Genomic DNA, 15432 nt, shown 5'->3' on the forward strand with positions numbered 1-15432 from the left:
GGCGCAACCCGAAGGGCGGCAGTTCTTTTTCGCCAGACTTCGTTGCTTGCTCCTTACAGATCCACTTCGGGATATGCTCGTCGCTCGCGCCTCGTCTGGCCGAAAAATCCCTTGCCGCGAACGTGAGCGTATTTATGAAATGGACCACTAAGCAATGGCTCTGCCATTCCAAACTTCTTTATCCAAGAAACGCTCTCTCGCCGTCGCGATCGACCTCGGGTTGCATACGACAAAAGGGGTGTGTATCCAGCGCCGAGGGGACGGCTTTGATCTGCTGGGCTACACCGTGCAGGAAGCGCCGCCAGCCGACAAACAGCTCTCCGCAGACGCCCTGGCGGCGCACTTGAAAAGCGTCGTCCAGTCGCTCGGCTCCAAAACCAAACAAATCACGCTGTTAATCGGTGTGGATCACTCGCTGCTGCGGCACGCGGAAGTGTTGATGGTGCCGGTTGCGGACTTGCGATTGATGCTGAAATACAGCAGCAAAAACTATCTGCATCAAGATTTGCCGGATTACGTTTTCGACTGTCACGTCCTGCCGCCGCGCGCCGGTTCGAATGCTCCAGAACCGCAGCGCACCCAAAAATGCAGCGTGCTGGTCGGAGGGGCCAAAAAGCAGTTTCTGGATCTTCTCCAGGAAGCGGCCCGCGGCGCCGGCTTGGTCACGGACCAGGTCACTCCGGGCCTCATTGGAACGGCCAACGCGTTCGAGATGGCGCTGCCGGAGGCTTTCGCGAAGGAAATCGTGGCCCTGGTGGACATTGGGTTCAAGCATTCCACGATCAGCATTCTCATGAACGGCGAGTTGCGTCTGAATCGCGTCGTCGCCATTGGGGGTGACAAATTGACCAGCGGCCTCGCCGAAGCCATGGGAGCGAATTACGCTGAAGCCGAGAAAGCCAAGCTGGCCATGTCCGACGAAATCCAGGCGTTCATGCTCGGCCTCCTCACTCCGCTGGGAAGAGAATTGCGCGCCTCCATCGATTTTTTTGAGAAACAAGAAGACAAAACCGTGACCCAGGTTTTCGTCTCGGGCGGCTCCGCGCGATCGCGCGATCCCCCTTCATCGTCGAAGCCTTGCAGTCCGAGTTGATGGTGCCCTGTCGAAACTGGAACCCCGTCAGCTTCCTGAACCTGGCGCTGCCTCCGCAACAAATGGGTGAAGTCGAACAAACGTCGGCGCTTCTGTCGGTCGCGACCGGCGGCGCCATGGCCGCGCTGTGAAACCGAACCTTCAAGCCAATTAGGCATAGCATGCCGATTCGCATCAATCTCCTGGCAGAGCAGCAAGCGGCTGAAGAAGCGCGCAGACGAGATCCCGTGAAGCGCGCGATCTGGGCTGGCAGCGGGGCGTTGCGCTCATGCTTCTGGGGGTGATTTACCTGCAATTCAAAATCAGCGGCGCTAAATCCGAGCTCGCGGCCCAGCAAAATAACTGGAAAAACGTCGAGCGGACTTATCTCCAGGTCTCCAACAGCTTTCGGGAAACGGGCGCGATTCGGAAGCGGCTTGCGTCGCTGCAAAGCTATTCCACGAACCGCTTCCTCTGGGCGCACCCTCTGGACGCCTTGCAGTACGTCGCGGACGAGAAAGTGCGGGTTATTTCCTTGTCCGGCGCGAGCGTTTCCACTCAGCAGAACCAGGTTGTTTTTTCCACCAACGTCTATTTCCCGCTGCCGCCTCGCAAATGGTGGAAGCTCTGGGCCCGGGAACCTTTGCCGACGAACGTCCTGGAAGTCGCCCAGGCCATTGTGCATGCGGTCACCAACCACACCAATTTCGCGCGGTTCCACTCCCAGTTGGTCATCACCCCGCCGAACGTGAGCACGACCAAGATTCAAGTCGCGCTCCAGATGGAAATCGTCAAACCGGAAACGGTCGCGGAGAAGCTCACCCTGACTCTCAAGGCGCGGGACTACAGCAAAGGGAACCGTGTGGACCCGTTTTACGCCGCAGTCACGAATGCGCCATTCTTTCGGTTGTTCCTGAGCAAAACCAACTCCAGCGTTCAGCCGGACACCATCCAGCCGCGCGAGGACGAATCCGACAAGATCAACGGGGCCGAAGCGTTTATCCCGTTCACTGTCCAGGCCAATTTACCGGAAAGGGTGAGGAGCAATGAATAAGCTTTCTCGCGAGAAGCGCAACCAGCTCATTGCCGTCGCCTCCGGCGTGCTGGTTCTTTGCCTGGCGCTCTGGTATTTCGTCGTTCGAGCCCAACAGGAGACCATCGAGAAAACGCGCACCAGCATCGACGACGTCGGAAGCAAAATCGAGAAAGGGCAAAGGCTCGTCAAACGCCGAACGCTCATTGAAGCCGAGCTGACGGAACTCGGCGCGCAAATCGCGGAGGCCGAAGCTCAGATGCTTCCGCTCGAACATCTGAGTGGCAAGAAATGGATTCTCGACAAGCTGCTCAATTTCATCAAAGACCAATACGACGTGACGCTGATGGATCTCAGCAACACGCCTCTGACTGGAAAACAGTTTTTGCTCCTTCCCAAATTCGATCCCTATTCGGCCGCCGCCTACAAAGTCGAGATGCGCGGTTTCTTCCACGAATTCGGCCGCTTCGTCGCCGACTTTGAGAACAGCTTTCCCTATATGCGAATTCTGGATCTGGAGATGTGGCCCTTGGCGACGCCCGCTGCCGCCCGGGTCGCCTCGCCTGATCTTTCCGACGAACTGTTGAACAGCGAGGCCAGGGAACAACTGCGGATCTCCCTGCGAATCGTGGTGCTCTTCAAGCCGGCGAACTCCTGAATAGCACGCAGGATGGCCGGCGTCCGAGCGCGGTTGTCACGGCGCGGTTCCAGTTCAAGGTCGCCGGACCGGTCATCAACGGAAAAAATCCAGGCGGCTTCACGATGGAAGACACGACGGACGGCGCGGAACTGTGGTACACGACCGACGGCAGCGCACCCACGAACGCTTCCCCCGCGCTGCTTTACACGGCGAGCGCCCGGTTGAACGTGGTCGATGGCACGAACAACGTGCTCTTCAAAGTGCGCGGCTTCAAAGGCGGCTACGCGCCAAGCCCGACAGTTGAAAAGTTGTTTCTGTTCTCCGACCTGCAAACCAGTTCCATCGGCGTGACGCGCGACTTCACCGCGGGCATCGGATCGACCCTCGTCGTGCCGGTCGAAGTGAAACTTGCGCCGGACGACATCCTGCGCTCGCTGCAATTCCGTGTCGAACTGACGCCCAATGGCGGCGCGCCGCAGATCGCGACCCAGTTCCGCAATTTGCCGATAGGCACAAACGACTTTATCCGAATCCCGGCGCCGAGCACCAACGCGCCCATCGCGACCAGTTATGCCAGCGGCAACAAAACCGGCCTGGCGATTTCCTTTGTCGGCGCGAGCACGGGAATGCGCCTGGAAAACTCGGGCACGGTCGCCTTGCTGGCGGTGCCGATTCCTCCGACCTCAACCGCCGGGCAGACGTATTCCATCTCCGTCGTCCAGCCGTCCGGCACCACGGACGGACGCCAAACCCCCGTGCCCTTGACCACGTTCCGGGACCGAACCATCACCGTCACCAATGTCACTTACGTGGTCGGCGATTCCGCGGTGGCGACCTGGTATAACGCCGGCGATTTCGGCAACGGCAACATCAACAACAACGACATCAACAACGCCTTTCACTCGTCGCTCGGCCTGTTCACGCCTTACTCGTTCACGGATGTGTTCGACGCCATGGACACCTTCCCGGAAGATTCGGTCGCGGCAGCGGGCGGCGACGGGCAAATCCGATTCCTGGATTGGCAAATCGCGCTCCAACGGTCGTTGCGGCTCACCGCAAACAACTGGCGGCGTTCCTGGGCCGCCGGGGGCGGGCGGGCCGCGGTGACCACGTCGCTCACCAGCGCCGCGAATTCGCCGGCTTCCGTGCTCTCGTCCGTGAAATCAAGTCGAGCCTGGCTGCGGAACGCGCTGGTCCGCGCCCTCACCGTAGAACATGCCGCACCCGGAAGCCAGGTCAACGTGCCGGTCTATTTGAAGGTGGCGGCGGGCTACAAGGTCGCGGGCATGCAATTCCGCGCCGCAGTCATTCCGGAAGGCGAGGCTCCGCCACTGCGGCAACCCGCGTGGTTTAACCCGAACACGCGGCTCCCGCAGCCGATCACGTTGCGGGGCGCGCAAGAAGGCTTGCCCTTGAACGAAGCCGTTGGCGCGTGGTCTCTCGTGCAGAATCCGTTTTCCGCTCCTTTGGAAGGGGAGACGTTCCTGGGTGAAATCCAGTTCGCGGTGCCCGCCAATGCGCGGTCCAGTCAGAGCTACACCGTGCGGATTCTCAATGCGGACGGTTCCCCCGACCTGCAGACACAGTATGACTTCGAAAGTTTGTCTGGTTCGGTCTGGATCGGCACCCCGGCTCTGCGGCGAGCGGAACAGATTTCGGACGAGTGGCGGGCCCACTTCTTCACTGGCGCCAATGCGATTCTGGCGCGGCCCGAGGCCGACCCGGACGGCGACGGCATTTCCAATATGGACGAATACCTGGCCGGCAGCAATCCGGTGAATCTGAGGTTCCATAAGTTCGACGGCGACCTGCGCAGCGGCCTGAAGCAAGGCGTCCTGAAACTTCGGTGGTTTGGCGAATCCGGCAAACATTACCGCGTCGAGCAAAGTCTCGACCTCCAAAACTGGTCGGCTCTGGGCGCGGAAGTGACGGGCAAAGGTGACGTGCAGGAATTCGCCGACGACCAGGCGAGCGGCGGAATGAAGTATTACCGGCTTCGTGTTCAGTCGGACGCGGGCCGCTAACAACTTTTTCGGTCATGCATTGGGTCCATAAACAGGTAAGGACGCGTTCCACCGCGTCCTGATATGGTCGTTTCGATCGCAGAGTAAAGTCAGGGACGGAATGGATTCCGTCCCTACCAGGTTCATAGGAAGCGTCCTTGGTCTGATTGCCATGCTCTCGCCCCATGAATCAGGTAGGGCGAGTCCGTCCCGGCGAGCCGATCGACGTCCGTGGAACACGTCGAGACCGGCTCGCTGGGGACAGGCTCGCCCTACCCAGCGGTTCATGGGAACGCCCGTGTGGCTTGCTGGAATGTGTATTGCTCCGAAGCGAACTGGTTGATCCTCACCCGGCGAGCGTGGCGCCGGGCGCGGAATGATGTCGTGATGCGTCAATGAAAACTCAAATTGTTCTTCCCCTGAACCGTCTCTCCGGACCGTGGCCTTTAGGCCGCTTCAACGCCGAACTCTGGAGAGTGTGCGGAAGCAGCCTGAAGGCTGCGGTCCGCGCGGTTTTCGGTTCAAGGGCCATGTGCATGGTTCTGGAACCAAGGCAACTTCCCCTGAACCGTCTCTCCGGACCGTGGCCTTTAGGCCGCTTCAACGCCGAACTCTGGAGCGGGGACCGAAGCAGCCTAAAGGCTGCGGTCCGCACGGTTTCAGGTTCATCGGCTGCGTGCATGGTTCTGAAACCAGGCAGGCCTTCCATGAACCACCCTTCAACCGGCAGGTTTTGGACTACGCCAGTCCTCTGGCGCTTTCGACCCACTGGACAAGCCCAAAAGCGGCAGAAGACTGCCGCACTCCAACACGCTGCCGCGTGGATGGCGCCCCTCCTCGGTTCATGGTCCCAGTGCGCGAACAGTTCTTTTCGGAACCTGGCGCTTCTCCTCGCGGGTGCCGCTTTCCTCACGCTCAGCGCCGCGGCCCAGCCCACCGTCGATTTCCTGGTTACCAATAAGTTCCTCGAACCCCATAGCATCGCCGTCGATGCCAATAACCGGTTTTACATCACCGATAGCGCGGACCATCGCGTTTTCAAATACGACCCCGACAACGGCACGGTGACCAGCATTGCCGGCGTGAGCGGACAATCCGGAACCACCAACGGCCCCGGCTTCATCGCCCGTTTCTTTTCACCCCGAGGCATTGTCCTGGCTCGAGGCGGGTTGATCGTGGCGGATTCGGGTAATCAGCTTCTCCGGTTCCTCAGCCTCACGGGCAGCGTCTCCGTTGTGTCCAACTTCGCGGGCGCCGCAGGCCAATCCGGATTAGTGGACGGCCCCCTGGGCGTGGCGCGGTTCAACAGCCCGATCGGACTGGCCGCCGCCGCCGCCGGCAACATCTACGTCGCCGATGCCAAGAACAACGCCATCCGCAAAATCGACGCAAGCAACGTCGTCTCGACGGTGTCGTCGAATTTCCTCGAACCCTCCGCCCTCGCCCTCGGCAGCGCAGGCGAACTCTACGTCGCGGATACCCGCAATCATTCGATCAAGCTGATCAAGACGGACGGAACCGTGAGCTTGCTGGCCGGTCGGAACTCCCCCACGGGCAGCGGCATCAACGATTCATTCTTTGCCGACGAAGCCTCTTTCGCTTCACCCGGAGGATTGATCTGGCTGGGCGGCGCAACGGGCCTGCTCGTGAGCGACAGCGGCAATCACACGCTGCGCCGCGTGTTTTTCGCCCCGGTCATCGCGGCATTTTTCCCGGAAAAGAACGGTTACTCCGTGGAAACTTACGCGGGCACTCCCCGGCAACCCGGTTTGCAGGACGGCCCGTTGAGCGCCGCCACTTTCAATTCCCCGGCCGGACTTGCCCGCGACTTCGACAACGGTTTGCTCATTGCCGACTTGGGAAACGCCGCGCACCGCCGCATCCAGACCACACCCAAGCTGCCCAAGGTCGCCAGCCCAAGGATTGGCCAGGTTACCTTTGTCCTGGACAAAGACACCGGCACGGTCGTCTCCAAACTTTCGCCGTTCTCGGATGCGATCTTCAACAATGACGTCATCATCGCGATCCTGGCCGAGGAACGCACTCAGACGTTTTTCACCAGTGGCGCGACGCCCGGCCTGTTCGACGCGGACACCGTCCCGGTGCCCAATTCGAGCAACAGCCAGCCGGCGCCCCCGTATCAGGACGGCGTGCCGCCGAGCCAGGTCAAGCCGACGTTGCTCGACCCGCGGCCGGATGTGACGGTCAAAGCGCTCAGCGCCGCCGAAGGCCGCCGCCCCAGCGACATCGTCCAGGCGCGCATTCAGTTCAAGGTCGCGACGCCGGTCATCATCGGCGACAACCCGGCGTCGTTCGTGTTGACGAACGACACCTCCGGCGCGGACCTGTGGTACACGCTGGATGGCTCGGATCCGACCAACGCGGCGCCGAGCGGGCAAGCCCTCGGAAACGATCTCAGCCTGAAAATCACCAACGCGGTGACGTTTCGCGCCCGCGGCTTCAAGCGCAACTACAAACCCAGCGAAATCACGACCAAAACGTTTTTCCCAAATGATTTTCAAGCCAACCGGATCAGCTTCGGGTTCGAGCGCGGCGAGGCTTCGAGCCAGTTCATGGGTTCCGCCGGGCAAACGTTCATCGCGCCGGTGACCCTCTCCATCTTGCCGAGCCAAAAGATCTATCAACTTCAATTCAATATTACCGTGACCAATCTCAGTGGCGCGGCCAGCCTGACTCCGGGCGCGTTCGCCTTCCAATCCATGCTGACGGAGCCGGTCTTCGAGGCGTCCCAGGGCGTGGTGTTCGACCGCGTGATTCCTCCCCTGATGTTCGATTACTTCAAAACGGAGGTCTTCACCAACGGAACCCCGCAAGGGGACATCATCTCCACGAACTTTGTCCCGGTCTTCCGCAACCCCCTGGTGACGAACGCGACCCAAAACCTTCTCGGCGTCGGCTGGTTCGAAGTCGTCGGCCGGACGAATCTCTTCGACACGCGTGGCCACGATCTCATCAGTTTTTCCATCGCGCACGACCGAAAATTCTTCGGCGCCGACGGCCGCGCCGTCCTGGGCGGCTACTCCTTTATTATCCCCGCCGCGGCCGCGGGCGGGTCCAATTACCGGATTCAAGTGGGCCGGCCTTCCGGAACGGATGCCTTCTCGCGCGACGTCTTTATCGACGCGCCGAAGGACGGCCCGCTGGGAAGCGGCGGCCTCAATGCGACCAAGGATGTCCGAGTCGTCACCGGCGGCGTCGGCCCCGGCGAGCTGCACTACATCGTCGGCGACATCGCGCCGTTCCGCTGGTTCAATGCTGGCGACTTTGGGGACACCAACATCCTGAACAACGACGTGTACCAGGTTTTCCAGTCCGCCACGTACGCCTTCAACGTCCCGCCGGCGGGCACGGATTTTTTCGATTCGATGGACTCCTGCTGCAACAACGCGACCGGCCTGGTGACGACGAACGTTTTCGATGGCAGCACCACCACCATCGACGGCATCACGCATGGTGACGGCAAGCTCAATGTCACCGACGTGTTCGTAACGTTCCGCCGCGCGCTCGATCCTTCGCTCAAATGGTACGCCCGATTCTGGGTGAACGGGCAGCGGCAAGCCGCGGCCATTCAAAATCAATTTCGTGGCTCGCTGAACAACAAGAACCCTCCTTCCGTCCAACCGCTCGCGAATCGCCCTGCCGATGCGTTGCGCGCGGCCACTGGCCAGAAACCATCCGTGATATTCCAGGCGGACGACCTGCGCATCGAACCGGGCCAAACGGTCCACGTTCCTATCAGGGCCGAAGTGGCCGGGGATTATCCGATGCGCGTGCTCATGTTCAATGTGACGGCGGAACCGCTCGACGGTTCGCCGCCCTTGACCGACCCGGTTGTGTTCACCCCGGTTCCTCAACTCGGCCAACCGATCCTCACCACCTCGAAAGAGCGCGCGAATTACGCCGCAGCGTGGCTCGATCATTCCGTGCCCGGAGTGCGCGGTCTGGGCGAGGTGGGCAGTCTGCGGTTCACCGTGCCGGCGCAAGCGTCGCGCACCGCCGCTTACCGCGTTCACTTCGATCACGTCTCCGCCTCGCTGAATGGCATTTCGGTTTTGCCGGTGAAAGTCGTGGACGGCGTGCTGGCGGCAAGCGACCGGTCCGGGTCCGCTTTCCGGGACGGCATCCCGGACTCCTGGCGCTTGCGCTACTTCGGCTCGACGTTGAATTCGCTCAGCCGGGCGGATTTCGATGCGGACGGCGACGGTTTTTCGAACCTCCTCGAATTCACCCTGGGAACGAACCCGATCGATGCCAGCTCGCTATTCCGCGTCCGAGCCAGCAAGCCGCCGGCTGTTGGAATCGCGTCTCAAAACGAAGTCACGCTGCGCTGGCCGTCGGTGAAAGGCCGAACCTACCTCATCGAAGCCGCCCGTGGAGTTTCCGGCGGCGCCTGGCTGCCCATTGCCAACAACCTGCCCGGCACCGGCCATGACGTGGAGTTCACGATCACGCCCCAAAGCGAGTCCGCGCAATTCTACCGCGTCCGGATCGATCCATAATCATCTGGGTGAACACGAACAAGAGTTCAATTGACGTAGCGAAAATCGGGAGACGCGAACAGCGCTTGATAAAACTGCGCCCAGGCTTGCTGGCGCCGTGAGCCGGCATCGCTCTCTGGCGAAATATCCAAAAGTCTCGCAGCCTGGGCGAGTTCGCTTTCGGAGGGCAACCGTCCCAGCACGGTCCGGTAGGCGAGTCGGATCCGGGCCTCCAAATCGAGGCCTGGTGCGGAGAAGATTCGTTGGGCGGCGCGCCGGGCTTGCTCGAGGACGAAAGGGTGGTTCATGAGAAACAAGGCTTGCGGCGCCCCCGTGCTCACGTTCCGCGCGCCGCTCACGACGCTTGGATTGGCAAAATCAAACACCTCAAAAATCTCCGGCAGCGCATTGCGCAGGACCGGCACATAGACACTGCGGCGCGTGGCCGTGTCCTGATATCCATAGTCCGCCGTCGTGCCGGGTTTGATGGTAGCCCCGCCCGATTCGAGGTTGAGTTGGCCGCTCACGAAAAGGATTGTGTCCCGAATGCACTCGGCGTCAAGGCGGCGGCGGTTCATGCGCCAAAGAAGGCGGTTTTCGGGATCGACGTCATGGTTTGAGATTTGAGATTTGAGATTTGCAGGCGGGAGCTGCACGTCGGCGTGTCGGTGTGTCGGTGTATCGGTGTCTGATTCATTTCCCCGATACCCCGATGCTCCGACACTCCGGTTCCATTCTCTCTCCGACACCGCCGGCTCTGAATCGGGATTGGCGCCAAGCTGGTACACTCGCGACAGCATCATCTCCCGGACCAGTTTCTTGACCGACCATCCCTCCTCCATGAATCGAACCGCCAGGTAATCCAGCAGCTCAGGATGCGAAGGCAATTCGCCCGTGGTGCCGAAATTATCCACCGTGCGGACCAGTCCTGCGCCAACGAGCCAATGCCAGACGCGATTGACGATGACGCGCGCGGTCAGCGGATTGGACGGACTCGCCAGCCATTCGCCCAACTGACGCCGGCCACTCTCTTTGTCCGGAATGGCCAGGGGCATGCCATGGGTTGCAACGCGCAGGAAACCGCGCGGCGCTTTTTCGCCAAGATTGTGAACGCTCCCGCGAATGTGAATCCGCGTGTCGCCAATTTCCTCTTCCTCCTGCACGGACATGACCATGGGCCGCTTCGGACCGTTCGCGGTGAGCGACTTGAGTTGCGCCTCCAGTCTCGGCAACTCATCCGCAAGTTCGGAGGCGGGCGTGTGGGCGGACTCTTTCGTCGCTTTGGAATCCCGTCGAGCGATGTCGGCAGCGAGGTCTTCGATCGGGATGAATTGCACGGCATCGGCGATGACGTGGCCTTGGGTTCCTTCATTCGAGACCAGCACATAACCCTGGTTGTTTTGCTCGAAGCGGAATTGGCCCAGAGAAACAAACCGGCCTGCAAGGGCAGGCGGCTCCTGCTCGTTGACGTGGACCACGGTTTCGCCATCGGCGCTCAGGATCGTCACGGGCACTGCTGAGGATCGGTTGAAGCCAGGCACGTAAGCCAGACGCACCTCGTATTTCCCGGCCTGGGGCAGTTCCGGATGAAACGTCAGCGTTTTCTCCCCTTTGCCTGTGTCCAGGTCGTGCAAATAGCCGTCGCCAATGAACCGGCCCGAATACTGAGACTGTTTCCATTCGCCGACGCGTTTGGCCTGGAGATCATCCACTACCACCCCCGGCAAATCGCGCGGAGCCAATCGTGAGGCGGCAATTGCGGAATTTGATTTAGCTGACGCGGCCAGCTTCGCCGCGGCCTCCTTGGCCGATTTGATTTTTGCCTGAAGGGCCGCCACGGCGCCTTCGTGTTCGCGGAGTTTGGCTTCCTGTTCCGGTTCGATGGGAAGCGGCAGCTCGATCCAATTCGAAACGTTGGCATGCGCGAGCGTTTTCGTGCTGCGTAGGATTCCGGCCAACGCGTAGTAATCGCGAGTCGGGATCGGGTCGAACTTGTGATCGTGGCAGCGGGCGCAGCCGAGCGTCTGCGCGAGGAACGCTTTGCCCAGCGTGTCGAGTTGTTCGTCCACGACATCCATGCGGAGCTGCGCTTTGTCTTGTTCTTCGAGCACGGTGTTGCCGAGCGCGAGAAAAGTCGTGGCGATCAACCGGCGGCGGCGTTCGTCAAGACTCGCGGATAACAACAAATCGCCGGCAACCTGCTCCTGGATGAACTGGTTGAAGGGTTGATCCCGATTGAACGCGTCAATGACGTAATCCCGGTAGCGCCAGGCTTCCTTGAAGACCAGACCGCGCAACGTGACGGACTCGCCGAAGCGCACGACATCGAGCCAATGCCGGCCCCAACGCTCGCCGAAATGTGGCGATTGCAGCAGGCGGTCCACCAGCCGGACTAACGCGTCGGGCGCAGCGTCGTTGGCAAAGGCGTCGATCTGGTCCGGTGTCGGCAGAAGGCCGATCAAATCGTAGTAAGCCCGCCGGGCGAGCGCGGGTGGGTCGGCGTCCTTCACGGGCCGAAGGCCTTTGGCTTCGAGCCTGGCCAGGATGAACCGATCAATGTCCGTGCGCGGCCAGTTTGTGTCGGCGACCTCCGGTGGTCGGGCTTTTTTAGGCGGCAGATAAGCCCAGTGAGCGGCCTGCAGCTCCCGATTTGAAACTTGAGATCTGAAATTAGCAATTCCTTGAGGAGCGCCGAGTTTGACCCACTCGATGAGCGCCGCGATTTCGTGGTCGGGAAGTTTCCCTTTCGGTGGCATCTGCGCGTCAGGGTCTGCGGAGCGAATCGCTTTGATCAGCAAGCTCTCGTCCGGAGTGCCGGGAATGATGGCCGGTCCGGAATCGCCGCCTTTCGTCCAACCGGCTTTGGTATCGAGCCGCAAGCCGCCTTTAAGCTTCTTCGCGTCAGCGGAGTGGCATTCGTAGCAGCGTTCGACCAGGATCGGGCGAATTTTTCTTTCGAAGAACTCGATCGGATCGGAGGAAGGGGCGGTGAATTGAACTTTGGCCCCGTGAACGGCCCCCTCACCCGTCCTGCGGACACCCTTCCCCCCTCCGAGGGGGAGCGGGATGGGGTGAGGGGGATCGTTCACGGGGAGAGTGGACGCAACCAGGGCCTCCAATAATAGAGGAAAAGACGCAAAGAATATAGACGGCACGGCGATTTGCGCGTTTCTCAGAGATCGCATCATGCGAGTTTGATTTTATCGCCGCGGGCAACTGGGCCGCAAGGAAGCGTGTATCGGCTCTCGTACTCGCCGCTCAGGATTTCAGTCCCAAACCTAGCACTTCGCGGCAGTATTTCACACTGCGCTCAAGCTCGGCCCTTTGAAATTCCTGCTCCGCCTCTTGCGGGTCGGAGCCGGCGGGGATGGCGAAGGGTTTGCGAGGCGAACCGCGCTTGACCAACGCCAGGAAACGCATGAACTCGCGCGTGCGCGCTTTGGGGTACACTTCCCAGAATTCGTCGCGCCCATAGGGAATGGGAATGGGCCGCCCGGAGATGGTTTCCAATTGGATCGGGGTGTGCGGGCAAAGCTCCGCAAAGCGCTCAAAGTATGTCTTGAAATCGACCAGACCCTCCCCCAGGGCGGTCCATTGGAGCATCGCGCCATCCGGGACTTCCCAGAGCATCGAATCGCGGATGCCGGTGCTCAGGGCGTACGGACCGAGAATCTCCAGGTTCGTCAGCGGATCTTCCAGGGCCCAGGTCGAATTGCCGGTGTCCATCGTGGCGCCGACAAAATCGCGGCCCGCTTCCTCGATGAGGTTCACCAGTTCCCAGGCTTGCATGTCGCCCGCGTGGTTTTCGAGAGCGATCTTGACGCCGGAATCGACGGCGTAACTGCGAACATTTTTGAGAACCTGAACGGTTTCAGCGATCCGAGCCTCAATCCCGCCAGGACTGCGGCGGTCATCGACTTTCCCAAGCACACAGCGCGCGACGGGCGATCCCAGCGCCTTGGCGATGCGGATGGTCAGTTTCAAATGCTCTTCCGGCGACCCAAACCGGCCGCTCCAAAGCACGGAGGATTGGCAAACGCTCAACGTGCCGATCTGAATTTCCACTCCGACTGACGCAGCTTTGGCGCGCAGTTCTTTCAGGTGCGCTTCGGTGTGGCTCTCGTAAACATCCAGGTCCGAGAGCAGAATCGCATCCACCTTCAACGACGCCGCGTAATCGAGCAATCGCGACGCTTTCCAGCCCAGCGAGCGAATCGCGTAATTGTCGAAGCCAAGTTTGAGTTTGCGCTGCATTGATTTTGAATTTTGCCGGCCTGCGCTTTGGGTAGCGCCTCGAACGAAAAGCTACGCCTTCAACCCCAGACCGAGCGCTTCTTTGCAATACTGGATGCTCTTCTCGATCTCGCTTTTCTGGAATTCCTGGGCGTTGCCGCCGCGGCGTGGTTCGCGCGGTTTGCCTTTCTTGGCCAACGCCACGAAACGCGCGAAATCTTTGGCCCGCGCTTTCGGCCACGCTTTCCAGAAATCCTCCCGCAGATAAGGAATCTCGCGGTTAAACCCGGAGATGGTTTCGATGTGGACCGGGACGCCCGGACAGAGCGCCGCAAACTTAGCGAAATACGCTTTGAGATCGACCGTGCCTTCGCCCATCGCGGTCCACTGCACGGTGGCGCCGTTTTCAGATTCCCAAACAGCCGAATCACGCAAGCTCGTGGTGACGACGTAAGGCGCGAGGATTTCCAGGCTCGCGAGCGGATCTTCCATGGTCCAGGTCGCGTTGCCCGAATCCATGTTCGCGCCCACGTAGTCTTTGCCGGCGGCTTCGATCAGCGTGACCAGTTCCCACGCTTGCATGTCGCCCGCGTGGTTTTCGACGGCGATTTTCACGCCGGCGTCCAGGGCGCGGTTTCGGCAAGCTTTGCAAACCTGGACGGTGTCCTCAATCCGCGCCTCGATGCCGCCCTCGCTCCGGCGGTCGTCGCCGTTGCCGAGCACGACGCGAAACACGGGCGAACCGAGCGCTTTGGCCATGCGCAAACCGAGCGCCAGGTGTTCCTCGGCGGTGCCCCAGTCTTTCCGGAACGCCTTCGAGGTCGGGCAAATGCTCCAACTGCCCAGTTGGATTTGGAGGCCTTTGTCCTCGGCTTGGACGCGGATCTCTTTCAGGTACTTGTCTTCGCGGCTCTCGAAGGGGCCGAAATCGGTGATGAAGAGCGAGTCGGTCTTGAGCGACGCGGCGTAATCGATCAACTGCGGCGCTTTCCATTTCATGTCGCGGACGGCGAAGTTATCGAGGCCGAGCTTGATTTTTCGCGCGGAGGCAGAAGGCTCGACTCCGGAATCCGAACCCAATCCCAACGCGGAGGCCGCGCCGGCGAGGGCCACGGATTGAACGAACTGTCGGCGGTCGAGTGAAGGCGGGTGCGTTTGCATGGCTTTCAAGTGTCTGATGTTGAATCACGGTCAATCTGTGAATACGGAGTGCGCCAAGTGTTGTGCGCGCGGCTCGAAAAGCAAGTTTGATGTTGTTCGTGCCGCTCACGTGAGGAACCGGAGCCAGTGCGCTTCGGGAATGATTCGGAGCCTTTCGCGGAACTGGCCGGCCTTCCGCATGTCTGCAGGATCGGGACCGCCGACCGCGCCGATCACCAGGTAGTCGGTGGAAGGATTCAGCTCCGGCTGCGCGTCCCCGCCCCGCTTCTCGACCTGGTGTTTGCACCACCGAAAGGAGCCGCAATAGAACTGGCCCGCCAGACAAAAGTGCCGGTTCATGAACTCCACTTCCGGAAGGGAGGCGTCAAACGTCCATTCGACCGGCGGCGCGGTCGAGGCTGGACGCGGGGTCGAGTCGCGCGCCGCTTTGCGGAGGAGGGACAGGAGTTCAATCCGTTCGTCCTCCGTGATGGCGCCATCAGCGAAGATCCTCTGGAGCCGCGCCGCGATTTGCTGCCCTGGAAAGCGGGAGGCGATGCGGGGATTTTCCTGAAGCCACCGCTTCAAATATTGCACTTCGCTGTCCAACAGCACGCCGTCCTCAATCAGGCGCCGGCACACGGACAACAACTCCGTCAGTTTTGGATCAGTCATGATTCTTTGGGGATCGCCGGCTGCCACCAAATCCGCAAGGCTTAATGCCGTCAAATCCGAAATCCGAAACAAATTCTGTTCCTGCCCGACCTGTCTGCGTGCGGCCACGCACAGGCAGGCGGGACGTTCGTGCCGCT

8 protein-coding genes and 1 pseudogene are annotated in these 15432 nt (G+C 60.7%); 5 read left to right on the forward strand and 4 right to left on the reverse strand.

All coding sequences use genetic code 11. The annotated features are described in order from the left end of the window. Positions 1-154 precede the first annotated feature (154 nt). The 5 genes from FJ398_17960 (at position 155) to FJ398_17980 (ending at position 9268) form a co-directional block, all read left to right on the forward strand. Entirely contained in the window at positions 155-1093 is a 939-nt protein-coding gene (locus FJ398_17960; protein ID MBM3839816.1) for a hypothetical protein, read from the forward strand. A gap of 268 nt (positions 1094-1361) precedes the next feature. Beyond that, a complete protein-coding gene (locus tag FJ398_17965; protein MBM3839817.1) occupies positions 1362-2126 on the forward strand; it encodes a hypothetical protein in 765 nt (254 codons plus the stop codon). Beyond that, a complete protein-coding gene (locus tag FJ398_17970; protein MBM3839818.1) occupies positions 2119-2763 on the forward strand; it encodes a hypothetical protein in 645 nt (214 codons plus the stop codon). Before FJ398_17965 ends, FJ398_17970 begins: the two co-directional genes overlap by 8 nt. 104 nt (positions 2764-2867) lie before the next feature. Beyond that, positions 2868-4769, forward strand: coding sequence for a hypothetical protein (locus tag FJ398_17975; protein ID MBM3839819.1), 1902 nt, complete (start codon positions 2868-2870; stop codon positions 4767-4769). A gap of 374 nt (positions 4770-5143) precedes the next feature. After that, positions 5144-9268: a hypothetical protein gene (locus tag FJ398_17980; GenBank protein MBM3839820.1), complete on the forward strand. Its 4125-nt coding sequence runs from the start codon at positions 5144-5146 to the stop codon at positions 9266-9268. A gap of 755 nt (positions 9269-10023) precedes the next feature. Here FJ398_17980 and FJ398_17985 read toward each other — a convergent pair. The 4 genes and pseudogenes from FJ398_17985 to FJ398_18000 form a co-directional block, all read right to left on the reverse strand. Further along, positions 10024-12432, reverse strand: a pseudogene (locus tag FJ398_17985) (DUF1549 domain-containing protein). Between the two features lie 73 nt (positions 12433-12505). Continuing rightward, the gene (locus FJ398_17990) at positions 12506-13501 is read right to left on the reverse strand and encodes a sugar phosphate isomerase/epimerase (GenBank protein MBM3839821.1); all 996 of its coding nucleotides are present in this window, start codon (positions 13499-13501) and stop codon (positions 12506-12508) included. A 51-nt stretch (positions 13502-13552) separates the two neighbouring features. Beyond that, positions 13553-14641: a sugar phosphate isomerase/epimerase gene (locus FJ398_17995; protein ID MBM3839822.1), complete on the reverse strand. Its 1089-nt coding sequence runs from the start codon at positions 14639-14641 to the stop codon at positions 13553-13555. A 105-nt stretch (positions 14642-14746) separates the two neighbouring features. After that, entirely contained in the window at positions 14747-15295 is a 549-nt protein-coding gene (locus tag FJ398_18000; protein MBM3839823.1) for a hypothetical protein, read from the reverse strand. Between the last annotated feature and the right edge of the window lie 137 nt (positions 15296-15432).

The sequence above is a fragment of the Verrucomicrobiota bacterium genome, from assembly GCA_016871535.1.
Classification (GTDB): domain Bacteria; phylum Verrucomicrobiota; class Verrucomicrobiia; order Limisphaerales; family SIBE01; genus VHCZ01.

Excerpts from the sequence above, each read along its gene's own strand:
- FJ398_17995 (MBM3839822.1), bottom strand. The coding sequence starts at position 14,641 with ATGCAAACGCACCCGCCTTCACTCGACCGCCGACAGTTCGTTCAATCC.
- FJ398_17960 (MBM3839816.1), top strand. The coding sequence starts at position 155 with ATGGCTCTGCCATTCCAAACTTCTTTATCCAAGAAACGCTCTCTCGCC.
- FJ398_17970 (MBM3839818.1), top strand. The coding sequence starts at position 2,119 with ATGAATAAGCTTTCTCGCGAGAAGCGCAACCAGCTCATTGCCGTCGCC.
- FJ398_17990 (MBM3839821.1), bottom strand. The coding sequence starts at position 13,501 with ATGCAGCGCAAACTCAAACTTGGCTTCGACAATTACGCGATTCGCTCG.
- FJ398_17980 (MBM3839820.1), top strand. The coding sequence starts at position 5,144 with ATGAAAACTCAAATTGTTCTTCCCCTGAACCGTCTCTCCGGACCGTGG.
- FJ398_17975 (MBM3839819.1), top strand. The coding sequence starts at position 2,868 with ATGGAAGACACGACGGACGGCGCGGAACTGTGGTACACGACCGACGGC.
- FJ398_18000 (MBM3839823.1), bottom strand. The coding sequence starts at position 15,295 with ATGACTGATCCAAAACTGACGGAGTTGTTGTCCGTGTGCCGGCGCCTG.
- FJ398_17965 (MBM3839817.1), top strand. The coding sequence starts at position 1,362 with ATGCTTCTGGGGGTGATTTACCTGCAATTCAAAATCAGCGGCGCTAAA.